The 25,556-nt window shown below is 71.4% G+C and carries 20 protein-coding genes; 6 read left to right on the forward strand and 14 right to left on the reverse strand.

The window, feature by feature from the left end; all coding sequences use genetic code 11:
* Nucleotides 1-14: 14 nt before the first annotated feature.
* From ftsZ to rsmH, 11 genes are all read right to left on the reverse strand, one after another.
* Nucleotides 15-1,241, reverse strand: a complete 1,227-nt coding sequence (gene ftsZ, locus K377_RS04320) for a cell division protein FtsZ (protein ID WP_111661780.1) — start codon at nucleotides 1,239-1,241, stop codon at nucleotides 15-17.
* Between the two features lie 297 nt (nucleotides 1,242-1,538).
* Nucleotides 1,539-2,336, reverse strand: a complete 798-nt coding sequence (locus K377_RS04330) for a cell division protein FtsQ/DivIB (protein ID WP_161195038.1) — start codon at nucleotides 2,334-2,336, stop codon at nucleotides 1,539-1,541.
* Between the two features lie 16 nt (nucleotides 2,337-2,352).
* Complete coding sequence (gene murG, locus K377_RS04335) at nucleotides 2,353-3,444, reverse strand: undecaprenyldiphospho-muramoylpentapeptide beta-N-acetylglucosaminyltransferase (RefSeq protein WP_111661783.1); 1,092 nt, start codon at nucleotides 3,442-3,444, stop codon at nucleotides 2,353-2,355.
* Between the two features lie 6 nt (nucleotides 3,445-3,450).
* On the reverse strand, nucleotides 3,451-4,767 hold the full coding sequence (ftsW, locus tag K377_RS04340; protein ID WP_111661784.1) for a putative lipid II flippase FtsW: 1,317 nt from the start codon (nucleotides 4,765-4,767) through the stop codon (nucleotides 3,451-3,453).
* Between the two features lie 85 nt (nucleotides 4,768-4,852).
* Nucleotides 4,853-6,283, reverse strand: a complete 1,431-nt coding sequence (gene murD, locus K377_RS04345) for a UDP-N-acetylmuramoyl-L-alanine--D-glutamate ligase (protein ID WP_111661785.1) — start codon at nucleotides 6,281-6,283, stop codon at nucleotides 4,853-4,855.
* Entirely contained in the window at nucleotides 6,265-7,338 is a 1,074-nt protein-coding gene (gene mraY, locus K377_RS04350) for a phospho-N-acetylmuramoyl-pentapeptide-transferase (protein WP_111661786.1), read from the reverse strand. Before mraY ends, murD begins: the two co-directional genes overlap by 19 nt.
* Nucleotides 7,335-8,753: a UDP-N-acetylmuramoyl-tripeptide--D-alanyl-D-alanine ligase gene (murF, locus tag K377_RS04355; protein WP_111661787.1), complete on the reverse strand. Its 1,419-nt coding sequence runs from the start codon at nucleotides 8,751-8,753 to the stop codon at nucleotides 7,335-7,337. The genes mraY and murF overlap by 4 nt, the downstream gene beginning before the upstream one ends.
* A 4-nt stretch (nucleotides 8,754-8,757) precedes the next feature.
* On the reverse strand, nucleotides 8,758-10,413 hold the full coding sequence (locus K377_RS04360; protein WP_111661788.1) for a UDP-N-acetylmuramoyl-L-alanyl-D-glutamate--2,6-diaminopimelate ligase: 1,656 nt from the start codon (nucleotides 10,411-10,413) through the stop codon (nucleotides 8,758-8,760).
* 68 nt (nucleotides 10,414-10,481) lie between these two features.
* Nucleotides 10,482-12,446 carry a penicillin-binding protein 2 gene (locus K377_RS04365; protein ID WP_111661789.1) on the reverse strand — a complete coding sequence of 655 codons (1,965 nt, stop codon included), beginning with the start codon at nucleotides 12,444-12,446 and terminating at the stop codon, nucleotides 10,482-10,484.
* A gap of 4 nt (nucleotides 12,447-12,450) precedes the next feature.
* Complete coding sequence (locus tag K377_RS04370) at nucleotides 12,451-13,062, reverse strand: septum formation initiator family protein (protein WP_111661790.1); 612 nt, start codon at nucleotides 13,060-13,062, stop codon at nucleotides 12,451-12,453.
* A gap of 36 nt (nucleotides 13,063-13,098) precedes the next feature.
* Entirely contained in the window at nucleotides 13,099-14,055 is a 957-nt protein-coding gene (rsmH, locus tag K377_RS04375; RefSeq protein WP_258394970.1) for a 16S rRNA (cytosine(1402)-N(4))-methyltransferase RsmH, read from the reverse strand.
* Nucleotides 14,056-14,465: 410 nt separating this feature from the next.
* Here rsmH and K377_RS04380 point away from each other — a divergent pair, with 410 nt between their 5' ends.
* From K377_RS04380 to K377_RS04395, 4 genes are all read left to right on the forward strand, one after another.
* Nucleotides 14,466-15,008, forward strand: a complete 543-nt coding sequence (locus K377_RS04380) for a carbonic anhydrase (protein WP_181512477.1) — start codon at nucleotides 14,466-14,468, stop codon at nucleotides 15,006-15,008.
* Nucleotides 15,009-15,241: 233 nt separating this feature from the next.
* Entirely contained in the window at nucleotides 15,242-16,288 is a 1,047-nt protein-coding gene (locus K377_RS04385; protein ID WP_111661793.1) for a MoxR family ATPase, read from the forward strand.
* On the forward strand, nucleotides 16,288-17,685 hold the full coding sequence (locus K377_RS04390; RefSeq protein ID WP_237551512.1) for a DUF58 domain-containing protein: 1,398 nt from the start codon (nucleotides 16,288-16,290) through the stop codon (nucleotides 17,683-17,685). The genes K377_RS04385 and K377_RS04390 overlap by 1 nt, the downstream gene beginning before the upstream one ends.
* Complete coding sequence (locus K377_RS04395; protein WP_111662177.1) at nucleotides 17,682-20,177, forward strand: DUF3488 and transglutaminase-like domain-containing protein; 2,496 nt, start codon at nucleotides 17,682-17,684, stop codon at nucleotides 20,175-20,177. Before K377_RS04390 ends, K377_RS04395 begins: the two co-directional genes overlap by 4 nt.
* Before the next feature lie 177 nt (nucleotides 20,178-20,354).
* On the opposite strand, the gene K377_RS04400 is transcribed toward K377_RS04395, so the two are convergent.
* The 3 genes from K377_RS04400 to K377_RS04410 form a co-directional block, all read right to left on the reverse strand.
* Complete coding sequence (locus K377_RS04400) at nucleotides 20,355-20,762, reverse strand: DUF3040 domain-containing protein (RefSeq protein ID WP_111661794.1); 408 nt, start codon at nucleotides 20,760-20,762, stop codon at nucleotides 20,355-20,357.
* 275 nt (nucleotides 20,763-21,037) lie between these two features.
* Entirely contained in the window at nucleotides 21,038-21,874 is an 837-nt protein-coding gene (locus K377_RS04405; RefSeq protein WP_111661795.1) for a methyltransferase, read from the reverse strand.
* Nucleotides 21,875-21,974: 100 nt separating this feature from the next.
* Nucleotides 21,975-22,529: an SAV_6107 family HEPN domain-containing protein gene (locus K377_RS04410; RefSeq protein WP_111661796.1), complete on the reverse strand. Its 555-nt coding sequence runs from the start codon at nucleotides 22,527-22,529 to the stop codon at nucleotides 21,975-21,977.
* A 187-nt stretch (nucleotides 22,530-22,716) separates the two neighbouring features.
* Here K377_RS04410 and K377_RS04415 point away from each other — a divergent pair, with 187 nt between their 5' ends.
* Together K377_RS04415 and K377_RS04420 are read left to right on the forward strand one after the other, a co-directional pair.
* On the forward strand, nucleotides 22,717-23,490 hold the full coding sequence (locus K377_RS04415) for an ATP-binding cassette domain-containing protein (RefSeq protein ID WP_111661797.1): 774 nt from the start codon (nucleotides 22,717-22,719) through the stop codon (nucleotides 23,488-23,490).
* Nucleotides 23,462-25,546, forward strand: coding sequence for a YhgE/Pip family protein (locus K377_RS04420; protein ID WP_111661798.1), 2,085 nt, complete (start codon nucleotides 23,462-23,464; stop codon nucleotides 25,544-25,546). The genes K377_RS04415 and K377_RS04420 overlap by 29 nt, the downstream gene beginning before the upstream one ends.
* Nucleotides 25,547-25,556 lie beyond the last annotated feature (10 nt).

Here is a 25,556-nt window from a genome sequence, read left to right on the forward strand (position 1 = left end):
CGAGCTTCCCGAGGTCACTTGAGGAAGTCCGGGACGTCCAGCTCCTCGGCCTGGCTGTCCGGGTAGGACGGCCGGGGCACGTGGGGCGGGGCGACCGGGGTCGCCGGGGTCTCGTTCACCGGGGCGGGCGTCTCGGCCGGCTCCGGCTTGAGCTCCTCGCGCGGCGTGACGCTGCCGAGGCTGCCGAAGCTCGGACGCGAGGGTTCGGCGGCCGACGCGGCACGGGCCGCCGCGGCCGGGTCCTCCCGCTTGACCGACGACGAACTGATGACGTTCTCCCGCTTGGCCGGCGGCTGGCCGCCGTCGAAGCCGGCGGCGATCACCGTGACCCGCACCTCGTCGCCGAGGGCGTCGTCGATGACGGCACCGAAGATGATGTTCGCCTCGGGGTGCGCGGCCTCGCTGACCAGCTGCGCGGCCTCGTTGATCTCGAAGAGACCGAGGTCCGAGCCACCGGAGATGGAGAGCAGCACACCGCGGGCGCCGTCGATGGACGCCTCCAGGAGCGGCGAGGAGATCGCCATCTCGGCCGCCGCCACCGCGCGGTCGTCGCCGCGCGCCGAGCCGATGCCCATGAGGGCGGAACCGGCTTCGGACATCACGGACTTGACGTCGGCGAAGTCGAGGTTGATCAGACCCGGGGTGGTGATCAGGTCGGTGATGCCCTGGACACCGGAGAGCAGGACCTGGTCCGCCGACTTGAAGGCGTCGAGGACGGAGACCTGCCGGTCCGAGATGGACAGGAGCCGGTCGTTCGGAATGACGATGAGGGTATCGACCTCTTCGCGGAGCTCGGCGATGCCGTCCTCCGCCTGGTTCGCCCTGCGCCGTCCCTCGAAGGTGAACGGGCGGGTGACCACGCCGATCGTGAGGGCGCCGAGCGAGCGTGCGATGTTGGCCACGACGGGCGCGCCGCCGGTGCCGGTGCCGCCACCTTCACCGGCGGTGACGAAGACCATGTCGGCCCCCTTGAGGACCTCCTCGATCTCCTCGCGGTGGTCCTCGGCCGCCTTGCGGCCGACGGCCGGATTGGCTCCGGCGCCGAGTCCGCGGGTGAGTTCACGGCCGACGTCGAGCTTGACGTCCGCGTCGCTCATCAACAGGGCTTGCGCGTCGGTGTTGATGGCGATGAACTCGACGCCCTTGAGACCGACCTCGATCATCCGGTTGATGGCATTGACACCACCGCCGCCGACACCGATGACTTTGATGACTGCGAGGTAGTTCTGCGGTGCTGCCACGTCGAAGGCCTCTCGCCTCGAGTTACGTGTCGTCGCTCGCCTTCTGCGCTGCGACGACTGATGCCGAATTGGGGCGGTCCGGACTACTAGTTGACTACTAGTCGGCTGCCGACCCGAACCCTAACGCTGAAGTTTAGGGTTACCAGTGTGTCTGTTCCCTGGACTCTTCCGAACCTGACACTAAGTCGACAAGTGGCGCCCGTTCAACGAACACGCCGAACCTCCCGTTTTTCTTTTCACCCTATGTGATCAGGCGTAGCGCTGCCCAACCAGGGTGCTGGCCTGCGCTGATGTGCGTCAACTCCCCACTGACGCGAGGGCGGTGGGAACACTCACGTCGAAGTGCCGTGCCTTCGGAGCGGCTTTCATGAGAGCGGTGAGAGCGTGTACCTTCTGCGCGCTCTTCTCGCCGCTTCCCCAGACGACGGTCCGCCCGCCGGTGAGTTCCAGCGAGATGTCGTCGTACGAACGGACCTTGACGGTCCTGGTGTCGCGCGCCACCACGGCGGGCAACCGGCCCGCGACCCGCACCGCTTCCCGGGTCAGCCGCTCGGGGCCGAACCGGCGCAGGCTGGCCGCCGCGCTCTTCTGATCGGGCGTCAATTCCAGTCGGGGAACGTCCTTCGGGGCCTTGTCGACCGTCGCGAAACGCACGCCTTCATGGTCGACTTCGACGAACTTGCCCGAATTTCGTTCCTCCGCGGCAATCAGAACCGGCTTGCGTTCCGTCACTTTCAGCCCGATTCCGTGCGGCCAGGAACGCACCACGTCAACCGAGTCAATTCGGGGCAATTTCTCACGCAACCGGTCCGCAATGGCGTCCGTGTCGACGGAAATCAGTGGGGCACCGACCGGAACGGCGGCCGCGTCGCGCACCTGGGCGGGCGTCAGGACCTCGGTTCCGGCGGTCGTGACGCGCTCCACGCGCAGCCATTGCGATCCGTAGAGCGACCAGATGCCGCCCGCCCCGATCAGGACGAGCAGCACTCCGGCCACGATGAGCGTGCGGACGCTCGGACGGCGGAAGCGGGGCGGGGGCGGGCCGGCCTCGTGCGCCTCGGCGTCCTCTCGGTCCGTCACAGCCGATCCGGCCACGCTCGCTCCTTCTACGTCACTGGTGACGCGAGTTGATCGCCTCGTACACCATTCCGACGAGCAGATCGTCGGCGTCCCTGCGGCCGAACTCGGACGCGGCGCGGGACATCTCGAACAGCCGGTGCGGATCGGCGAGCACGGGGAGCACGTTGCCCTGGATCCACTCCGGGGTCAGCTCCGCGTCGTCGACCAGCAGGCCGCCGCCGGCCTTGACCACCGGCTGGGCGTTGAGCCGCTGTTCGCCGTTGCCGATGGGCAGCGGGACGTAGGCGGCCGGGAGCCCGACGGCGGAGAGTTCGGCGACGGTCATCGCGCCCGCGCGGCAGAGCATCATGTCGGCCGCGGCGTACGCGAGGTCCATCCGGTCCACGTACGGTACCGGGATATAGGGGGGCATTCCCGGCATCTGCTGAACCTGCGGCAGTTCGTTCTTGGGTCCGACCACGTGCAGGATCTGGATGCCGGACTGCTGGAGCAGCGGGGCGACGCGCTGGACGACCTCGTTCAGCCTGCGTGCGCCCTGCGAACCGCCGGAGACCAGCAGCGTCGGCAGGTTCGGGTCGAGGCCGAACGCGGCGCGGGCCTCGGGGCGCACCGCGGCCCGGTCCAGCATGGCGATGGTGCGGCGCAGCGGGATGCCGATGTAGCGGGAGTTGCGCAGCTTGCTGTCCGGGCTGGAGACGGCGACCTGGGCCGCGTACCGCGAACCGATCTTGTTGGCCAGGCCGGGCCGGGCGTTGGCCTCGTGCACGATGATCGGCACGCCGAGCCGCTTGGCGGCCAGATAGCCGGGCAGCGCCACATAGCCGCCGAAGCCGACCACCGCGTCCGCCTTGGTCCGCTCCATGATCTGCTCGGCGGCCTTGATGGTGCCGCGCAGCCGCCCGGGGACGGTGATCAGCTCAGGTGTGGGCTTGCGGGGCAGCGGTACGGCGGGGATCAGCGCCAGCTCGTAGCCGCGCTCGGGTACGAGCCGTGTCTCGAGCCCCCTCTCCGTGCCGAGGGCCGTGATGCCCACGGTCGGGTCCTGCCTGCGCAGGGCGTCCGCGAGGGCGAGCGCCGGCTCGATGTGGCCGGCGGTCCCCCCACCGGCGAGTACGACATGCACCGAAATTCACCGCTCTCCGGACGTACGCGCCGAGGCGCGCCGTCGCATCGTGTTCCATCTCATCCCACGCTCCCCCGAGGTTCGCCGCATGGCGAGGGCCGCCCGCGCCGCCGGCTCGTCCCGCGCGAACGCGATCAGAAGCCCCACGGCGAACATGGTCGGCAGCAGTGCGGAACCTCCGTACGAGAACAGCGGGAGCGGGACACCGGCGATCGGCAGCAGGCCGAGCACCGCACCGATGTTGACCACGGCCTGCGCCGTGATCCAGGTCGTCACGCCACCCGCGGCGTATCGAACGAAGGGGTCCTCCGTGCGTCCGGCCACGCGGATACCCGCATAGCCTAGAGCCGCGAACAGGGCGAGCACCGACAGCGTCCCTGCCAGGCCCAGTTCCTCACCGGTGATGGCAAAGATGAAGTCGGTGTGCGCTTCGGGAAGTTGACCCCATTTTTCCACACTGGCGCCGAGGCCGGAACCGAAGAATCCACCGGAGGCCAGGGCGTAGATCCCGTGCAGTCCCTGCCAGCACATGTCGTCCGGGCCCGCGTCGGCCCGGCCCAGACAGGCGAGGCGCGCCATCCGGTTCGGGCTGGTCTTGATGAGCATGACGCCGATGGCGGCCGCGACGGAGAGCACGCCGACGAAGAGCCGGGTGGGCGCTCCGGCGAGCCAGAGAAGGCCGAAAAGGATGGCTGTGAGGAGGATCGCGGTGCCCATGTCGCCGCCGAGCATGATCAGGCCGAGCAGCAGGAAGGCGACCGGGACCAGCGGCACCAGCATGTGCTTCCACTGGTTCAGCAGCCGCTTGTCGTGCTTGCGGGCGAGCAGGTCGGCGCCCCAGAGGATCAGTGCCAGCTTGCCGAACTCGCTGGGCTGGAGCATGAAGGGGCCGCCGAGCGAGATCCAGTTCTGGTTGCCGTTGATCGACACTCCTATCCCCGGCACCTGCACGAGCGCCATCATGAAGACGCTGACGGCGAGGATGGGATAGGCGAGCGCGCGGTGCAGTTTCACCGGCATGCGCATGGCGACCACCAGCAGGATCGAGCCGAGGACGGCGGCGATGAACTGCTTGCGGAAGAAGTAGGAGCCGGTGAGGCCCATCTGCAGGGCCGTGATCATCGACGCCGAGTACACCATCACCAGGCCGAGGCCCGTGATGAGCAGCGCGGAGCCGAGGATCAGGTAGTAGGCGGTGAGCGGCCGGTCCCAGGCGCGGCGTGCCTGGGTGTACAGGCGGCGCAGCGGGTTGGCGCGGGCCCGGTAGACCTTGCTCGTCCTGCGCGGTGGTGCCGCGGGGCGCTTGGTGGTGCTACCGGCCATCACGGACCCCCGTTCCGCAATCGGTCTGCGCTGCCACGTCCCCTCCCGAAGGGTGCCCGGCGTCACCGGGCACCCGTGGGTCCCGTCAGACGCTGGTGGCGCCGAGTTCGCGGACTGCTTCCGCGAACGCCTCGCCACGCTTGTTGTAGTTGGTGAACATGTCCATCGACGCACAGGCCGGAGCCATCAGCACGGTGTCCCCCGGGCGGGCGAGCCGTGCTGCCTCCTGGACCGCCGCCGACATCGCCCCAGTGTCGGTCCGGTCGAGGTCGACGACGGGTACTTCGGGCGCGTGTCGCTCCAGGGCTTCACGGATCAGGCCACGGTCGGCACCGATCAGGACGGCGCCCCGCAGCCGCTTCGCGGCGCCCGCGACCAGCTCGTCGAAGGTGGCTCCCTTGGCGAGCCCGCCCGCGATCCACACGATGGACTCGTAGGAGGCCAACGATGCCTGGGCGGCATGGGTGTTGGTGGCCTTGGAGTCGTCGATGTACGCGACCTCGTCCACATCCGCGACGTGCGCGATGCGGTGCGCGTCCGGCGTGAAGTCGCGCAGCCCGTCGCGTACGGCGGCGGGCTCGACGCCGAAGGCGCGGGCGAGGGCGGCCGCGGCGAGGGCGTTGGCGATGTTGTGCGGGGCCGGCGGGTTCACGTCGGAGATCTCGGCGAGCTCCTGCGCGTTCTTCTGCCGGTCGTCGACGAAGGCGCGGTCGACCAGGATGCCGTCCACGACGCCGAGTTCGGAGGGGCCGGGCGTGCCGAGGGTGAAGCCGATGGCGCGGCAGCCCTCCTCGACGTCGGCCTCGCGGACCAGGTTCTCGGTGGCCTTGTCGGCGACGTTGTAGACGCAGGCGACCTGATTGCCCTCGTAGATACGGCCCTTGTCGGCGGCGTACGCCTCCATGGAGCCGTGCCAGTCGAGGTGGTCGGGCGCCAGGTTCAGGACGGCGGCGGAGTGGGCGCGCAGCGAGGGGGCCCAGTGCAGCTGGTACGAGGACAGCTCCACGGCGAACACGTCGTAGGCGTCGTCCCCCTGGAGGACGACGTCGATGATCGGCGTACCGATGTTGCCGACGGCGGCCGTGCGCAGACCCGCGGCCTCCAGGATCGAGGCGAGCATCTGCGTGGTCGTCGTCTTGCCGTTGGTGCCGGTGATGGCGAGCCAGGGCGCGGCGTCCGGGCCGCGCAGCCGCCAGGCGATCTCGACGTCGCCGACGACGTCGACACCGGCCGCGGCGGCCTCGGCGAACAGGGGCGACGAAGGCTTCCAGCCGGGCGAGGTGACGACGAGGTCGGTGCCCTCGGGCAGCGTGGTGGAATCGCCGAGCTGTACGGAAATGCCCGCCTCCGTAAGGAGGGCGGCCTTTTCGTGGTGGGCGGGGCTGTCGCCGCCGTCCACCACGGTCACCGACGCGCCGAGGCCGGCCAGGGCGCGGGCGGCGCTGACGCCGCTCACGCCGAGACCGGCGACGGTGATGTTCATGTCCGTCCAGGACGTCACTTCTTGGCTGCCCATCCCGCGTAGAAGAGGCCGAGTCCGACGATCACGCACATGCCCTGGATGATCCAGAACCGGACCACGACAAGGACTTCGGACCACCCCTTGAGTTCGAAGTGGTGTTGCAGTGGCGCCATGCGGAAGACCCGCTTGCCGGTCATCTTGAACGAGCCGACCTGGATGACCACGGACATCGTGATCATCACGAACAGGCCGCCGAGCAGGGCGATCAGCAGCTCGGTGCGCGAGCAGATCGCGAGACCCGCGAGGGCGCCGCCGAGGGCGAGCGAGCCGGTGTCGCCCATGAAGATCTTGGCCGGTGAGGTGTTCCACCACAGGAAGCCGAAGCAGGAGCCCATGAGGGCGGAGGCGACGACGGCCAGGTCGAGTGGGTCTCTGACCTCGAAACAGGCGCCCGGGTTGGTGAGGGTCTGCGCATTGGCGCAGGACTCCTGGAACTGCCAGACACCGATGAAGGTGTAGGCGCCGAAGACCATCACGGAGGCGCCGGTGGCGAGGCCGTCGAGGCCGTCGGTCAGGTTCACGCCGTTCGACATCGCGAGGATCATGAACAGCGCCCAGACCACGAAGAGCACCGGGCCGATCGTCCAGCCGAAGTCCTCGACGAAGGAGAGCTTGGTGGAGGCCGGGGTGTTGCCGCGGACGTCCGCGAAGTTGATGGCGAGCAGCGCGAAGGCGATGCCGACGATCAGCTGTCCGGCCATCTTCGCCTTGGCCCGCAGGCCCAGCGAGCGCCGCTTGACGATCTTGATGTAGTCGTCCAGGAAGCCGACCAGGCCCATGCCCGCCATCAGGCCGAGGACGAGCAGACCCGACAGGGTCGGGGCGGCGCCGGTGATCAGCTTGCTGAGGAAGTACGCGATGAGCGTCGCCAGGATGAAGGCGATACCACCCATGGTCGGCGTACCGCGCTTGCTGTGGTGCTCGCGCGGGCCGTCGTCACGGATGTACTGGCCGTAGCCCTTGCGGGCCAGCAGCTTGATGAGCAGCGGGGTGCCGACCAGGGTCAGGAACAGACCGATGACACCCGAGAAGAGAATCTGCTTCATCATCGGGCATCAGCCCCACCCTGTACGTCGTCGAGGAGAGCCTGTGCAACGCTCTCCAGGCCCACCGACCTGGAGGCCTTCACGAGCACGACGTCTCCCGGGCGCAGCTCACTGCGCAACAGGTCGATCGCCGCCTGTGCGTCGGACACGTGCACCGACTCCTCACCCCACGAACCCTCGTTATAGGCGCCCAGTCGCAGCCAGGACGCTTCCCTGCCCCCGACCGCCACGAGCTTGCTGACGTTGAGCCGGACGGCGAGCCGTCCGACCGCGTCGTGCTCGGCCAGCGCGTCGTCCCCGAGCTCGGCCATCTGTCCGAGCACCGCCCACGTACGGCCCCCCTCTGCCCGCCGGGCTCCGCCCATGGCAACCAAGGCACGGAGAGCCGCCCGCATGGACTCTGGGTTCGCGTTGTAGGCGTCGTTGACGATCGTGACGCCGTCCGGGCGCTCGGTGACCTCCATCCGCCAGCGGGACAGGGTGCCCGCCTCGGAGAGCGCGAGGGCGATCTCCTCCACGGACATGCCAAGGTCGTGGGCGACGGCGGCCGCAGCGAGCGCGTTCGACACGTGGTGCTCACCGTACAGCCGCAAGGTCACTTCGCTGCACCCGGAGGGTGTGTGAAGGCTGAAGGAGGGGCGGCCGTTCTCCGTGAGACGGACATTCTCGGCACGAATGTCGGCTTCGGCGGCCTCTCCGAAGAAGAGCACCTTCGCCTTCGTGCGCGAGGCCATCGCCTTCACCAGCGGATCGTCGGCGTTCAGGATCGCGGTGCCGTCGGCGGGCAGGGCCTCGACGAGTTCACCCTTTGCCTGCGCGATCTGCTCGCGGCCGCCGAACTCGCCGATGTGCGCGGTCCCGACGTTGAGGACGAGGCCCACCTTCGGGGGCGTCAGGTCCGTCAGGTAGCGGATGTGGCCGATGCCGCGGGCGCCCATCTCCAGGACGAGGAACTGCGTCTCGTCGGTGGCGGAGAGTGCGGTGAGCGGCAGCCCGATCTCGTTGTTGAGCGAGCCGGGCGTGAAGACCGTGGGGGCCTTGCTCCGCAGCACCTGGGCGATCAGGTCCTTGGTGCTGGTCTTGCCGGCCGAGCCGGTCAGCGCGACGAGCGTGGCGCCGAGCCGGGCGACGACGTGCCGGGCGAGTGCGCCGAGCGCCGCCTTGACGTCGTCGACGACGATGGCGGGCACTCCGACCGGCCGGGTGGCCAGGACCGCGACGGCGCCCTTGGCGACCACGTCGGCGGCGTAGTCGTGGCCGTCCACGCGCTCACCCGCGAAGGCGGCGAACAGGCTGCCGGGCTCCACCTCACGGGAGTCCCTGACCACCGGTCCGGTGACCCGGACCTGCGGATCCGGTATGTCGTACGTCTGCCCGCCGACGACTGTGGCGATCTCGGCGAGGGAGAGGGCGATCACAACTTCATCCCTGGGTTTGCTCGATGGCTTCGCGAAGCACCAGGCGGTCGTCGAAGGGACGCACCACCCCGGCGATGTCCTGTCCCTGCTCGTGGCCCTTGCCGGCGACGAGCACGGTGTCGCCGGGCTCGGCGCGTGCGACGGCGGCGGCGATGGCGGCGGCCCGGTCCTCGAAGACGGCGACGTCGCCGCGCTCGTGGGCCGGCACGTCGGCCGCGCCCGCGAGCATCGTGGCGAGGATCGCGAGGGGGTCCTCGCCGCGGGGGTTGTCGGAGGTGAGGATGGCCGTGTCGGCGAACCGCGCGGCGGCGGCGCCCATCGGCATCCGCTTGGTCCTGTCCCGGTCGCCGCCGCAGCCCAGCACGATGTGCAGCTTGTTCTCGGTGACCTTGCGCAGCGCCTTGAGGACGGACTCGACGGCGTCGGTCTTGTGCGCGTAGTCGACGACGGCGAGGTAGTCCTGTCCGGCGTCCACGCGCTCGAGGCGGCCGGGCACGCCCGGCACGGCGGCGACCCCGTCGGCCGCGGTCTGCGGGTCGATCCCGGCGACGGCCAGGGTGACGATCGCGGCGAGGGTGTTCGCGACGTTGAAGGGGCCCGGCAGTGGTGCCATGGCGGTGATCCGCTCGCCCTTGGGGCCGACGACGGTCAGCGTCGAGCCCAGCGGGCCGACCTCGACGTCCTCGGCGCGCCAGTCGGCGTCGGGGTGACCCTCCGCGGAGAAGGTGACGACGGGGACCTCGGACTCCTCGATGAGGCGGCGGCCGTACTCGTCGTCGTGGTTCACGACGCCCTGTTTGCTGCGCGCACGTGTGAACAGCTGCGCCTTCGCCTGGAAGTAGTCCTCCATGTCCCGGTGGAACTCCATGTGCTCCGGGCTGAGGTTGTTGAAGACGGCGACGTCGAAGACGCAGCCGTCGACCCGGCCGAGCACGAGGGCGTGGCTGGAGACCTCCATGGCGACGGCGTCGACGCCGCGCTCGCGCATGACGGCGAACAGGGCCTGGAGGTCGGTGGCTTCGGGGGTGGTCCGCTCGGACTTGATCCGCTCGTCGCCGATGCGCATCTCGACCGTGCCGATGAGCCCGGTGGAGCGCACCTGCTTCAGACCGCCCTCGACGAGGTACGCGGTCGTGGTCTTCCCGGACGTGCCGGTGATGCCGATCTGCAGCAGGTCCCGGCCGGGGTGGCCGTAAATGGTCGCGGCCAGCTCGCCCATGTGTCCGCGCGGGTTCTCGACGACGAGCGCGGCGAGCCCCGCGGCGGTGACGCGGTCGGCGCCCGCCGGGTCGGTGAGCGCGGCGACGGCGCCGAGACTCGCGGCCTGCGCGGCGAAGTCGGCGCCGTGGGCGCGGGCTCCGGGCAGGGCCGCGTACAGGTCGCCGGGGCGGACCGCACGGGAGTCATGGGTGATGCCGGTGACCTCGACCGTGGCCCGGGGCGCGGCGACGCCCAGCTGACCGGCCAGTTCCGCGAGGGGTGCGGCGGTGACGTCGGCCGGTCGCGGCGGCCCGGGATAGGTCACGGGTGCGCCCTTCTGGGTGGTTTGGGACTGATCAGCGTGTGGCACGGCGGTGAGCGTACCGGGCCGGGCCCGCCCTGGGCGAAGCGAGGGGCGTGGCGCGGGCTGGTTCCCCGGATCGGGGGTGATGGTTGTCACGGGGTCTTCAGGCTGTCTTCACTGTGTGGGGTGATCATGGTCACGGCCGGTCCGGCCGGTTCCGACCGTCATGGCTTGAAATTGACGGGCAGTTTCGCGGACTTGGCGCCCGTGGGCGGGACTTGGAGGGTCTTGAGGGCGAACTCCATGACCTTCTTGTAGATGGGGCCGCAGATCTGGCCGCCGAAGTAGCTCCCCTTCGTGGCGTTCTGGATGGCGCAGTAGACGGTGACGCGCGGCTTGTCGGCGGGCGCGAATCCGGCGAACGACGACGTGTAGCCCTTGTAGCGGCCGGTTTCGGGGTCCACGCGGTTGGCGGTGCCCGTCTTGCCCGCGACGCGGTAGCCGGGGATCCGGGCCGCGGTGCCGGTGCCCTCCACGTCGTCGACGACCGACTCGAGCATCTGCGCGACCTTGCGCGCCGTTTTCTCGCTCACGACGCGGGTCTGCTTCGGCTTGGGCGCGGCGACGAACTTGCCGTCGGCGCCGGTGGAGCCGCGCACCAGGGTGGGTTCGACCCGTACGCCGCCGTTGGCGATGGTCGAGTAGACGGAGGCCGCCTGCATCGCGTTGATGGAGAAGCCCTGGCCGAACGGGATCGTGTACTGCTGCGACGTCGACCACTTGTCGGCGGGGGCGAGGATGCCGGGCGTCTCGCCGGGGAAGCCGAGGCCGCTGGCCGAGCCGATGCCGAACTTGCGCAGGTACGAGGAGAGCGTCCGGTTGGCCTCGGGCTGCGTCCTGCCGAGCTGGCCGGTGGCCAGGATGGTGCCGATGTTGCTGGACTTGGCGAGCACGCCGTTGAGCGTGAGGTGCCAGGTCTCGTGGTCGATGTCGTCCTGGAAGAGGCGGTCGCCGCGGTGCAGCCGGTTGGGCACGGTGACGTGGGTCAGCGGCGTCGCCGCGTTCTCCTCCAGGACCGCCGCCATCGACATCACCTTGGCGGTGGAGCCGGGCTCGTAGGCGTCCTGGAGCGCGGCGTTGCCGAGGGCCGCCGAGTTCGCGTGGCCGAGGTCGTTGGGGTCGAAGCCGGGCGCGTTGGCCATGGCCAGGACCTCGCCGGTCTGCGTGTCCTGCACTATCACGTAGCCGCGGTCGGCCCCGGACTTCTTGACCTGCTCGGTGATCGCGTCCTGCGCGGCCCACTGGATGTCCCGGTCGATGGTCAGCTCGACGTCGGAGCCGGCCACCGCAGGCTGCTCGGTGCTGCCGGCCGTCGGCACCTGGCGGCCGCCGGACTGCGCGTACCGGATCTTGCCGTCCTTGCCCGACAGCTGCTTGTTGAGCTGCTGCTCGACCCCGCCGCCGCCCTTGCCGTCGGCGTTGACCCAGCCCAGTATCCCGGCGGCGAGGTCGCCGTTGGGGTACACCCGCTTGCTGCTGGGGTCGGCGAGGACGCCGGAGAGCACGCTCGCCTCCCGGCCCTCGGCGTTCGCCTTGTCGTTCAGGGTGGACCTGAGGTCCTTGATCTGCTTCCAGACCTGCGGCGTCTGCCGTGCGGCCAGCCGCACGTACCGGGTGTTCCTGGTCTTCAGCCGCTTGGTGAGGGTGGCGGTGTCGACCCCGACGATCGGCGACAGGAGCGCGGCCGCCTGCTCGGGGGCGTCGGCGACCTTCGTGACCTTCTTGGTGAACATCGTCGGGTCGGCCGTGATGTCGTACGCGTCCACGCTCGTGGCCAGCGCGACGCCGCCGCGGTCGGTGATCTGCCCGCGCTCGGCGGCGATCGTGTGGCTGACGAAGCGGTTCAGCTGGGCCTTGGCCGCGTACGCGCTCGCGTCGACGCCCTGCACCTGGAGGAGCCGCACGGTGAAGACCATGAGGACGAGCGTGAGGCCCAGGCTCACCATCCGCAGGCGGGGCCGTGGGCTGCCCAGGCGCAGTGGGGTGGAGCCCTTCGTCCCGGCGGGGCGCGGGCGCCGTGCGGCGGGGCGCGCGCCGGGGCCGGAGCGCCGCTGGGCTCCGGGCCTGGCGGTTCTGACCGGGCGCGCGGGTCCCGGGACGCGACGGCGCGGAGGCTGCCTGTCGGTCATGACGTCACCTGCCGGAGCTGGAAGGGGCGGGGGCCGTGGGGGTGGAGGCGGTGGGCGTGGAGGTCGGCGCGGGCGGCGCGGAGGCCGAGGCGCCGGGTGCCGGGGTGGCGCTCGGCGCCGGGGCCGTCGGCTCGGCCTCGGGCGGGCGGGGCGTCTGCTGCCGGGACGGCAGGGGCAGCGAGGCCGGGCTCGGCAGGCCGCGGACGGTGCCATCGGGGTTCAGGAACGCGGGGTCGCCGCCGGGGACCATGCCGAGTTCACGGGCGCGGCGCTGGAGGGCGTCGGGCGCGGAGTAGGAGTCGACCTCGCGCTGGAGCTCCTGCTCGTCGTCGGTCAGCTCGGTGGTCTGCTTCCTGAGCTTGGTGAGCTTGAACGATCCTTCGTTGAGCGAGGAGTTCAGCATCAGGAGCGTGATGAGCCCGCCGCCGAGCAGCAGCACGACGAGGAGGACGAACGGCGTGCGCGCGGCCTGTGAGCCGCCGGAGGGCGCGACGGGGAGGAAGCGCGCGAGCCGTGCCACCCGTCCGCGTGGTCCTCGGGACGGGCCGCCGGAACTCCGTGAGCTCTTGGCTCCTTTGGAGTTCTTGGTTCCTTGCGCGTCACTTCTGGCGCTCATGACCACCCCTCCACGCGCGCGTGCCTCACTCGACCGTCATCCGTTCACGTCCTCGCGGATCCGCTGCGCACCCCGCAGCCGTGCCGGGGCGGCCCGGCGGTTCTCGGCGACCTCTTCCTCCGTGGGGAGTTCGGCGCCGCGCGTGAGCAACTGCAGGCGGGGCTGGTACTGCTCGGGGACCACGGGCAGTCCGGGCGGCGCCGTGGTGGCCGCGCCGGCCGCGAGGACCTGCTTGACGAGGCGGTCCTCTAGCGACTGGTAGGACAGCACGGCGATCCGGCCGCCGACGGCGAGCGCCTTCACCGCGGCCGGGATCGCCCGCTCCAGGACGCTCAGCTCGCCGTTGACCTCGATGCGCAGGGCCTGGAAGGTGCGCTTGGCCGGGTTGCCGCCGGTGCGCTTGGCGGCCTGCGGCAGCGCGTCCCTGATCAGCTCGACGAGCCGCGCGCTGTTGCTGAACGGCTCCTTCTCGCGCTCGCGCACGACGGCCGAGACGATGCGCTTGGCCTGCTTCTCCTCGCCGTACTGGCGCAGGATGCGCACCAGTTCGCCCGCGGGGTAGGTGTTGAGGACCTCCGCGGCGCTCATCCCCGTCGTCTGGTCCATGCGCATGTCGAGCGGCGCGTCCTGCGCGTAGGCGAAGCCGCGGTCGGCCTCGTCGAGCTGCATGGAGGAGACGCCGAGGTCGAACAGGACGCCCTGGACGCGCGGGATGCCCAAGCGGTCCAGGACCTCGGGCAGTTCGTCGTAGACGGCGTGCACCAGGGTGGCCCGGTCACCGAAGGGGGCGAGGCGCTCGCCCGACAGGCGCAGCGCCTCCTTGTCGCGGTCCAGCGCGACGAGACGGCAGGAGGGGAACGTGCTGAGCAGGGCTTCGCTGTGGCCGCCGAGGCCGAGCGTGCAGTCGACGACGACCGCGCCCGGCTGGGCCAGCGCGGGGGCCAACATGTCCAGGCAGCGCTGGAGCATGACCGGGACGTGTCGCTGACTCAAGAGGCCCTCTCAGGTCCGGCGGGCCGGCGCGGACGCACTGCCGGGTCCCCGCCCGCTCATGAAGGGGATGGTGGTCCGTCGGCGCCGGGGAAGTGACGCCGGCCGACCGGAGCGGGAGGAGGCCGAGCCGTACGTACGCGCCGCGCACGCGGGGAGCGTCCGGCAGCGCCGGGTTCTCCGTGTTGCTTCGTTAATGGGGTTCGGCGTCACTTTAGTCCACGGCGACCCCCGGTCAATCAACCGGCCTGCGCGTCGCGGACTGCTTCCCGAGGAAGCCGTACCTCCGTCGAATTCACCTGTTCGGAGGAGGCGGGAACGCCCTGTGGGTTAGCTCACAACAAGGCTCGAAGGCCTTCTTTGTCCCCTCTCACAGCAGGCCCCGCACTTCGGTGACCAGTAACGTCGTCACCATGACGACTTCCGCATCCCTCCCCTCCGACGGCGCCATATCGGCCGACGGCACCGTGACGGACCGCCTGGTCGAGGCGAACGGGCAGTACGCCGAGGCGTTCACCGACCCCGGCATGGACGCGCGCCCCGTGTTGCGCGTCGCCGTGGTGGCGTGCATGGACGCGCGCCTCGACCTGCACAAGGCGCTCGGCCTCCAACTGGGCGACTGCCACACGATCCGCAACGCGGGCGGTGTCGTGACCGACGACGTGATCCGCTCGCTGACCATCAGCCAGCGCGCTCTCGGCACCCGCAGCGTGGTCCTCATCCACCACACGACGTGCGGCCTGGAATCGCTCACGGAGGAGTTCCGGCACGAGCTGGAGCTGGAGGTCGGCCAGCGTCCGAGCTGGGCCGTCGAGGGCTTCCGCGATGTCGACCAGGACGTGCGGCAGTCGATTGAGAAGGTGCGCACCTCTCCCTTCCTTCTGCACACCGACGACATCCGCGGTTTTGTGTTCGACGTGAAGACCGGGCGGCTGCGGGAAATCACCCCGGCCTGAGCGCGGGAATGGGCGGACGGCCGCTCGGCCGTCCGCTCAAAAGGTCGTAAGCCCCGACATATCGCGGCCAGTTATCCACAGGCGAGTGACACGAACCGGTAACGGCAACAAGAATGCGGGTGTGACACCTCGCGCGGGCGTCGGAACTCTTCGCGCGTGGTGTCCGTGTTTCGGGGTGGGCCGGTCCGCGTCACAGAGCGTCGGCCCGGAAAGTACGGGCCGAGGAGGGCCGGGTGACGACCTATGACGATCGAGCGAGCCTCACTGATCTGACCACCACTGCGGAGCGGGTCCGCAGGTCGGTGGAGGGTGTGATCGAGGGCAAGCCGGAGGTCGTACGGCTTTCGCTGACGGTGCTCCTCGCCGAGGGACACCTGCTCATCGAGGATGTACCGGGCGTCGGCAAGACGATGCTCGCCAAGGCGCTCGCACGGTCCATCGACTGCTCGGTGCGCCGCATCCAGTTCACTCCCGACCTGCTGCCGTCGGACATCACCGGTGTGTCCATCTTCGACCAGCAGCGGCGGGACTTCGAGTTCAAGCCGGGCGCGATCTTCGCCCAGATCGTGATCGGCGACGAGATCAACCGCGCCTCGCCGAAGACCCAGTCCGCGCTGCTGGAGTCCATGGAGGAGCGTCAGGTCACCATCGACGGCAAGTCCTACGAACTGCCCAGCCCCTTCATGGTGGTGGCGACGCAGAACCCGGTCGAGATGGAGGGCACGTATCCGCTGCCCGAGGCCCAGCGCGACCGCTTCATGGCCCGGGTCTCCATCGGCTATCCCAGCCCGGAGGCCGAGCTGCAGATGCTCGACGTGCACGGCGGGGTGTCGCCGCTCGACGACCTCCAGCCGGTGGCGCACGCGCACGACATCGTGAAGCTGGTGGACGCCGTGCGCACGGTCCATGTCGCCGACGCCGTACGGCGCTACGCGGTGGACCTGGTCGCCGCCACGCGCACCCACCCGGATCTCAGACTCGGCGCCTCCCCGCGCGCGACGCTGCACCTGCTGCGCGCGGCCAAGGCGTCGGCCGCCCTCAGCGGGCGCGAGTACGCGCTGCCGGACGATGTGCAGGCGCTGGCCGTGGCGGTCCTGGCGCACCGTCTGCTGCCCACCGCGCAGGCGCAGTTGAACCGGCGCACGGCCGAGCAGGTCGTCCTGGACATCCTGCAGCGCACCCCGGTCCCGGCCGCGGACATCCGCGCCGCCCAGCAGGGCTTCGACACCACGACGTCCCCGATGTACGGCCAGCAGTCGCCCGGCACACGGAGGCCGTGATGACGGCCGGGGGGTATCACGCGGCCGACCCCGGGGGCGGATTCACGGACGGCGGCGCGACGAACGACAAGGGTGACAAGAGCGGGCTGCGCACGGCGCTGTCCGGACTGACCACGCGCGGCCGCTCGTTCCTCGCGGCCGGTATCGCCGCGACCATCTGCGCCTATGTCCTGGGGCAGAACGATCTGCGCCGGGTCGGGCTGCTGCTCGCGGTGCTGCCGCTGGTCTGCGCGGGCGTGCTGTACCGCACCCGCTACCGGGTCGCGGGCAGCCGGCGTCTCTCCCCCGCGCGCGTGCCCGCGAGTTCCGAGGCGCGGGTGCATCTGCGGATCGACAACATCTCCCGGCTCCCCACCGGCCTGCTGATGCTCCAGGACCGGGTGCCGTACGTGCTCGGGCCGCGGCCCCGCTTCGTGCTCGACCGGGTCGAGGCGAGCGGCCGCCGCGAGGTGTCCTACCGGGTCCGCTCCGACCTGCGCGGCCGCTATCCGCTGGGCCCGCTCCAGCTGCGTCTGACCGACCCCTTCGGCATGTGCGAGCTGACCCGCTCCTTCTCCACGTACGACACCCTGACGGTGATCCCGCGCGTGGAGGCGCTGCCGCCGGTGCGGCTGGCCGGCGAGGCCAAGGGGTACGGGGACGGGCGGCAGCGCTCGCTGGCGCTGGCCGGCGAGGACGACGTGATCCCGCGCGGGTACCGCCACGGCGACGATCTGCGCCGCGTCCACTGGCGCTCGACGGCGCGCTACGGCGAGCTGATGGTGCGCCGCGAGGAGCAGCCGCAGCGGGCCCGCTGCACGGTGCTGCTCGACACGCGCGAGCGCGCCTTCCAGGGCGCGGGCCCCGACTCGGCCTTCGAGTGGGCGGTGTCCGGCGCGGCCTCCGCCCTGGTCCACATGCTGGAGCGGGGCTTCTCGGTCCGGCTGCTCACCGACACCGGCGCCTCCGTGCCGGGCGAGGGCAGCGACGGGTTCGCGGGCGCGAGCCAGGGGTCGGCCGACGCCGCGGGCCTGATGATGGACACGCTCGCCGTCGTCGACCACTCGGACCTGGCGTCGCTCTCGTCCGCGTACGACGTGCTGCGCGGTGGGAACGAAGGACTGCTGATCGCCTTCTTCGGTGATCTGGACGAGGAACAGGCCGCTGTGGCCGCCAAGATGCGTCAGCGCAGCGGTGGCGCGATCGCCTTCCTGCTGGACAGCGAGACCTGGGCGCAGGGCACGGACGCGGCCCCGGCCGCACGCTGCGCGGAGCGGCTGCGGATGCTCCAGGAGGCGGGCTGGACGGCGGTGGCCGTACCGGCCGGCGCGTCCCTGGTGGAGGTGTGGCGGCAGGCGGACCGGGACCGTTCGGGCGCGCACACGGCCGGTACGAGCACGGCTGGGGGCCGGTCATGAGCGGTGGTGCCCGACTGTCGATCTGCGCGACGCTGGCCACTTTCCTGGCGTCGTGCTCCCTGCTGCCCCTGGTCGACACGTCGGCGTGGCTGCTCGAAGCGGCGATCCTGCTGACGATCCAGGCGGCGGTGGGCGCCGTGGCGCGCAGGGTGCCGCTGGCCCGGCCGCTGACGATCGCCGCGCAGGCGCTGGTGTCGTTGCTGCTGCTCACGGTGTCCTTCGCCCGCGAGCAGGCGATCGGCGCGATCGTCCCGGGACCGGATGCCTTCAAGTACTTCGGGCTGCTCCTGGAGGCGGGCGGCGACGACGTCAGCCGGTACGCGATCCCGGCGCCGGTGTCCGACGGCATCCGGCTGATGCTGGTGGGCGGCGCGCTGGTGATCGGGCTCGCGGTGGACGCGCTGGCGGTGACGTTCCGCAGCGCGGCGCCGGCCGGGCTGCCCCTGCTGGCGCTGTACTCGGTGGCCGCCGGACTCTCCGAGGGCGGCCTCGACTGGCTGTGGTTCCTCCTCGCGGCCGGCGGCTATCTGGTGCTGCTGCTCGCCGAGGGGCGCGACCGGCTCTCCCAGTGGGGGCGGGTCTTCGGCGGCGCGGGGCGCGGTCCCGGCCGGGCGCCGGTGGGTGACGGGCCGAGCGGCGCGACCGCCCCGGTCCGCACCGGTCGGCGCATCGGCGCCGTGTCCCTGGGCATCGCCCTGGTGGTGGCATGGGCGCTGCCCGCGCTGAACGGCGGTGTGCTCGGCCCGTCCGGTTCGGGCGTGGGGGCCGGTTCTGGCGGCGGCGGCACGATCTCCGCGGTCAATCCGCTGGTCTCGCTGCAGAACAGTCTGAACCAGCCGGAGGACCGGACGGTGATGACGTACCGGACCAACGCCGAGCAGACCTCGGATCTGTACCTGCGGATCGTCTCGCTCGACGAGTTCGACGGCACCACCTGGCGTCCCTCGGTGCGCAGCATCGGCGACGTTCCCTCGACGCTGCCGACCCCGCCGGGCCTCGGCCCGGACATCCGCAGGACGGAGGTGGAGACGAACATCAAGGCAGCCGACTGGTACAGCCAGGACTGGCTGCCGATGCCGTATCCCGCCTCCAAGGTGTCGATCGACGGGCGCTGGCGGTTCGAGGAGGTCGGCCGGACCCTGGTGGGCGACCACGGGCAGACGACGCGCGGCAAGCTGTACAGCGTCAAGAGCCTGGTGGTGCAGCCGACGGCGCAGCAGTTGGCCAATGCCGGGCAGCCGCCGGACAAGCTGCTGAAGGAGTTCACGAAGGTGCCCGCGTCGCTGCCGGACGTGGTGAGCCGCACGGCGGTCCGGGTCACGCGGGGCGCGGCGAACGACTACGAGCGCGCGGTGAAGCTCCAGGACTACTTCGCGGTCGACGGCGGGTTCACGTACAACACCGATGTGCAGGCGGGCAGTGGTTCCGCCGCGATCGTGCGCTTCCTGAAGCAGAAGGAGGGCTTCTGCGTCCACTTCGCCTTCTCGATGGCGGCGATGGCCAGGACGCTCGGCATCCCGGCCCGGGTCGCGGTCGGCTTCACCCCGGGCTCCGCCTCGGGTGACGGTACGTACTCGGTGGGGCTTCGGGACGCGCACGCCTGGCCGGAGCTGTACTTCGAGGGGATCGGCTGGACCCGCTTCGAGCCGACGCCGACCCGTGGCTTCACTCCGGAGTACACGCAGGACAACACGCCGACCGATGACTCGTCCGTCTCGGCGGCGCCCAGCGAGTCCGCCTCGGACTCGGCGTCCGCGGACGCCCCCCTGCCGATGGAGAGCTGCTCGCGGCAGCAGCGCAAGGAGGGCCAGTGCGCCGCGCTCCTTCCCACGCCGGACCCGGGTCCCCATGACGACGGGCCGCCGGTCGGCTCGATCCTGCTGGTGACGCTCGCGGTGCTGCTGGCCGTGCTGGTGCCGCTGCTGCCGATGCTGTGGCGGCTGCGGGTCCGGGCGCGGCGCCTGGGCTCCGGGGGCCGGACCGGCGTCGATGTCACCGGAGCCGGCCCGGCCGGGTGGCGCGGGGTCGCGGACACGGCGGGGGGGCGCGGCGTCGCGCGGGACGTCCGCAGTGACGCCATGGTCACCGGTCCCGCCCTGGCGGCATGGCGCGAGGTCACGGACACGGCGTGGGATCACGGCATCGCGCCGGACGATTCGCAGACTCCGCGCAAGGCGGCGGCCCGGATCGTGCGTCTCGGGCAGCTGAAGGAGCCGGCCGCCGACGCGGTGCGGCGGGTGGCCGCGGCGGTCGAGCAGGCGCTGTACGCGCCTCGGCCACAGCCTGTTTCGGGTCTCGGTGAGGACGTCCGGCGGGTGCACGCCGGACTGCACGCGGAGGCGAGCCGCATGACGCGGCTGCGCGCGACGCTCGCACCGCGCTCGGCCGTCCGGGTGGTGTGGGCCCTGGCCGAGCGCCGGGCACGGTTCACCGCGGGGCTGCGGGCCCGCTGGACCGCGGCCCGGTCCCGGCTGTCCGGTCAGGAGGGCTGACGCGGAGCGCTCGAAGGCCCGGCCCCCGCGGGGGCCGGGCCTTCATCCGTGTTCGGGCGCGGAGCGCACAGAGGGTGACCGCATCCCGCGGTCACCCCTCACTCACGTACATCCCACGCACGTACATCTCACGCACGTGCTTCGATCAACCGGACCCCGCGCAGGACGCGGAGGTGATCAGCGGCTGCCGCCCTGCTCGTCGCGGCGGCGCTGCCAGCGCTCCTCGATGCGGTCCATCATCGACCGCTTCGGTTTGCTCTGGCGCCGGGCCGCGGTGCCTCCCGGCACGGCTCCGGCCGGCTGTTCGCCCGGCTTGGGCGCTTTGCGCCAGCCGGTGACGGCGAGCACCGCGCACCCCAGCATGACGAGGAATCCCACCACGCTGATCCAGATCTGCTTCGCGACCATTCCAGCCATGAGGAGCGCGATACCCACCAGGAAACCGGCCACGGCCTGGTAGACCCGACGTCGGGTGTATGTACGCAGCCCGCTTCCCTCAAGCGCTGTCGCGAACTTGGGATCTTCGGCGTACAGCGCTCGCTCCATTTGCTCGAGCATTCGCTGCTCGTGCTCCGAGAGCGGCACGGAGTCCTCCTCATCGTGCAGTCGCCGGGGCGACCGGGGGTCCCCTTCAGGATAGGCAGGGAATCGCCCCCGTGAAACCCGCCCCTCTACGCCAACTTCACCATTCCGGACCGCATCACGCCGCTCCGGCCTCCTGGGACGTCATTCCCCGGTGGCCGACCCGTCATGCCGGGCGGTCTCCCCCGATCATACGGCGCCGGGCGCCGGAGCGGGGGGCCTGTGGCGTACTCCATCTGCCGCTGCGCCGCTGATCAGCGGTGCGGCACAGCGGGCACTCAGGCCCCGTCCCGCACCTGCTTCTCACCGAGCACGTGCAGTTGGGTCGCCACGGCGTGGAAGGCGGGCTGTTCGGCGGCGGCCGCTTCCAGCCTGAGCAGTTCCTGAAGGGCTCCGGGCTCGGTGTCCACCAGGACTCCGGGGACCAGATCGGCGAAGACCCGCACGCCGTGCACCGCGCCGACATCCACTCCCGCGTCGGCGACCAACCGGGTGAGCTGCTCGGCGGTGAAGCGCCGGGGCACCGGGTCGGCGTCGCCCCAGCGGCCCGCCGGATCGTCGAGCGCCTGCCGGGCTTCCTTGAAGTGACCGGCGAGGGCCCGCGCGAGCACGGCGCCGCCGACACCCGCGGCGAGCAGGCTCAGCACACCACCCGGGCGCAGCGCGTCCACGGCGTTGCGCACGCCCTCCTCCGGCTCCTCGACGTACTCCAGGACGCCGTGGCAGAGCACCGCGTCGTAGCCGTCGCGCTCGACGACGTCGAACAGTCCGGAGACATCGCCCTGGACGCCGCGCACCCGGTCGGCGACCCCGGCCTCGGCGGCGCGGCGCTCCAGCGCGAACAGCGCGTTCGGACTGGGGTCGACGACGGTCACGCGGTGGCCGAGGCGGGCGACCGGCACCGCGAAGTTGCCGCTGCCGCCGCCGGTGTCGAGAACGTCGAGAGCTGGGTGCGCCTGGCTTCCGGCGGCCTTGGTGCGCCGGTCGAGGGCGTCCTTGAGGACTTCCCAGACCACGGCGGTACGGAGCGAGGCGCGGGGGCCGAAGGGGTCGGAGCGCTGTGACGTCGGCTGCGACGGGCGACGGGAGGCGGGCGGGCGAGTCGGGTCCGACACTGCAGGTGACTCCTCGGCGCGGCTCCGGCCGACGGGCGGAGCGAGAACTGGTTCGGGCGACTCCACCCTAATGGGCCCGGACGTGGGGCATCGCCGGCGCTCACCCGGCGTCGGGCACGCCCCGCTCCCCGCCGTCCTGCCGTGGTCCCGGCAGGACCGGCTGCAGGACGAGCATCCGCTCGACGAGGCGCAGGAACATCGCCACGTCGCGCAGCAGATCGTCGGCGTCGCGGGCGCTGGCCGCGCCGCGGATGCCCGCCTCCGCGCGGGCCCGGCGGGTGGCGCCGGAGGCGAACAGGACGCTCCACTCGGCCAGTTCGGGCGCTATCTCGGGGAGCACCTCCCAGGCGCTGCGGATCCGGGCGCGGCGCCTGGGGGTGGGTTCAGGACGGCCACGGGCGGCGAGCACGGCGGCGGCGGTGCGCAGGGCGGCCAGGTGGGCCGTCGCGTACCGCTCGTTCGGCGCTTCGAGGGTCTCCGCCTCGTCGAGCCCCGTGCGGGCCTGGGCGAGCAGATCGAGGGCGGCGGGCGGCGCGCCGGCCCGGCGCAGCACCGGGTGGACGTCGCTCGCGGGGCCGGTGGGTGAGGGGGCAGGGCCAGTGGCGGCGCGGCGTCGTGCGGCGGCGGCCGCGGTGGATGCGCGATGTCCGGCCATGACGAACCTCCTGTCGTCTGTGTGACGGCGCAGTGGCCGTATGTGTCGATAGTGGACGACGCCACTGACAATCGGCCCTGACCTGCGACTTTGCTTCGATCGAAGGTTCGGGTTAGTTTTTTGCACTGACCAGTCAGTTCAAAAGGTGGTCGGGTCACAAAGGCAGTCGGGTCACAAGGGGAGGGTCATGGACGGGCCGCAGGGCGGGGCCGCCGTCGTCGCCGCGGGCTTCGGGGTGAAGGGACCGCGGGGCTGGGCGTTCCGCGGCGTCGACATCGACGCGGAGCCGGGGACGCTCGTCGCGGTCGAGGGGCCGTCCGGCAGCGGGCGCACCTGTCTGCTGCTCGCGCTGACGGGGCGGATGCGCGCGGCCGAGGGCACGGCCCGCGTGGCCGGACTCGGGCTGCCCAAGCAGATGACCGCCGTCCGCCGGGTGAGCGCGCTCGCGCACGTGCCCGGGGTGACCGATCTCGATCCGGCGCTGACCGTCGCCGAGCATCTGCGGGAGCGGGCGCTGTTGCAGCGCCGGTTCGACGGCTCGTGGCGCGCGCTGCTGCGCCCGCGCCGGGAGCGCGTGGCCCGGGCCCGGGAGCGGATCGACACCGCGCTGGCCGGTGCGGGGCTCGATCCGGACACGCTGCCCAAGAAGGCCCGTACGGCCGTGCGCGACCTGGAGCGGGTGGAGGCGCTGCGCCTCTCCCTGGCGCTCGCCCTCATCGGCCGCCCGCGCCTGATCGGCGTCGACGACACCGACCTGAAGCTCTCGGACCGGGAGCGGGCCGAGATCTGGGACCGGTTGCGCACCATCGCCGCGGGCGGCATCACGGTGCTCGCCGTGTGCAGCGAGGCCCCCGAGGGCGTGCTCACCGTGTCGACCGCCCCCGCTCGCACCGCCGACCCGTCCACGACCGACACCGAGAAGGAGACGGCCGATGCGCTCGCCGAAGCTGGCCGCGCTTGAGCTGAGGCGCTTCGGCAGAGGGAAGCTGCCGCGCGCCGCGCTCGTCGCGCTTCTGCTGCTGCCCCTGCTCTACGGGGCGCTGTACCTGTGGTCCTTCTGGGATCCCTACGGGCGGCTCGACAAGATCCCCGTGGCGCTCGTCAACGACGACCAGGGGGCGAAGGCGGGCGGTCAGAAGATCACCGCGGGCGACGACATCACCAAGGGCCTGTACGACAGCGACACCTTCCAGTGGCACGAGGTCGACTCGGCCCGGGCCGCGAAGGGCGTGGAGGACGGCACGTACTACCTGTCGCTCACCATGCCGAAGGACTTCAGCGAGCGGATCGCGTCCAGCTCCGGAAACGCTCCCGAGACCGGCGCCCTTCAGGTGCGTACGAACGACGCGAACAACTACATCGTCGGACAGATCTCGCGGACGGTGTTCTCGGAGGTGCGCTCGGCCGCGTCGACCAACGCGTCGCGTTCGTTCCTCGACAAGATCTTCATCTCCTTCTCGGACATCCACGACGCGACCAAGAAGGCGGCCGACGGCGCGGACGACCTCAGGGGCGGCATCGGCAAGGCCCAGGAGGGCGCGAAGGATCTGGCCGACGGTCTCAAGGACGCCAAGAAGGGCAGCGGTGACCTGGCGAGCGGTCTGACCAGGCTCGACAAGGGGGCAGATGACCTGGAGTCGGGGTCCCGGCAGGTCGCGGACGGTACGCGGTTGCTCGCGAGCCGGGTCAACGGCGCGGCCGACCAGGTGCTGCCCTTCCTCAAGGACAACAAGAAGACGATCGGCGACACCGCGCGGCTCGTGTCCGACTCGGCCGCGGGCGTCCGGCGCCACCTGGACGACCTGGTGAAGCTCGCCCCCACCGCCCGCCAGGGCGCTCACGCGGGATCGGACATCCTCGCCGCGATCTACGAGCGCCGCTGCACGCAGGCGGTGCTCGACGACCCGGCCTGCCCGGACCTGAAGAAGGCCATGACGGCGGCCGCCGACGTCGCCACCGTCTCGGACGACCTGAACACCCTCGTCCAGGACCAGAACGGCGATCTGGCGGCCATGGACCGCAATCTGGCGACGCTCCAGCAGCAGTCCGCCGCCCTCGCCCGGCACGCCCCGACGCTCGACCGGGACGTCGAGAAGGCGGTCGCGCAGATCAACCGCCTCAACGACGGGGCCGGGCAGGTCGCCGCGGGCGCCAGGACGCTGCACACCGGGCTCGGCACGGCCTCGGCCGGCGCCGACGACCTCGACTCGGGAGTCGGCAGGCTGGAGACCGGCGCCCAGGACCTCGACGGCGGCATGTACCAACTGGCGGACGGTTCGGGGAAGCTCGCGGGCGGGCTGCACGACGGCGTCGGGAAGATCCCCGACTACGGCAAGAAGGACCGTGACCAGCGCACCGGAGTGATGGCCGACCCCGTGCAGCTGGCCTCGCAGTCGCTGCACAAGGCGCCCAACTACGGGACCGGCTTCGCCCCGTACTTCATCCCGCTGTCCCTGTGGGTGGGCGCGATGGTCGCCTACATGCTGATCGCGCCCCTGAACCGGCGGGCGCTCGCCGTGGGCGCGTCGTCCTGGCGGGTGACGCTGGCGGGCTGGCTGCCGGTGGCCGCGCTCGGCCTGCTCCAGGTGGCGGCCTTGATGTCCGTCCTGCACTGGGCGCTCGGGCTCCAGATGCTGCACGCGGCAGGCACCGTCGGCTTCCTGTGCCTGGTCACGGCCTGCTTCGCGGCCATCGTGCAGTGGCTGAACGCACGCTTCGGGGCGGCGGGCCGCATCCTCGTCCTCGCCTTCCTGATGCTGCAGCTGACGTCGGCGGGTGGCACGTATCCCGTACAGACCAGTCCGGGCTTCTTCAACGCGATCCACCCGTTCCTGCCGATGAGCTACGTCGTGGAGGCGCTGCGCCGGCTGATCTCCGGCGGCGGGCTCGGGCCCGTGTGGCAGGCGTGCGCGGTGCTGGCGGCGTTCACGGCGGGCGCCCTCGCGCTCACCGCCCTGACCGCCCGGCGCAAGCAGGTGTGGACCCTGGACCGGCTGCACCCGGAGCTGAGCCTGTGAGCGCGCCCGA

The sequence above is a fragment of the Streptomyces sp. PsTaAH-137 genome (assembly GCF_003259365.1).
Taxonomy (GTDB): domain Bacteria; phylum Actinomycetota; class Actinomycetes; order Streptomycetales; family Streptomycetaceae; genus Streptomyces.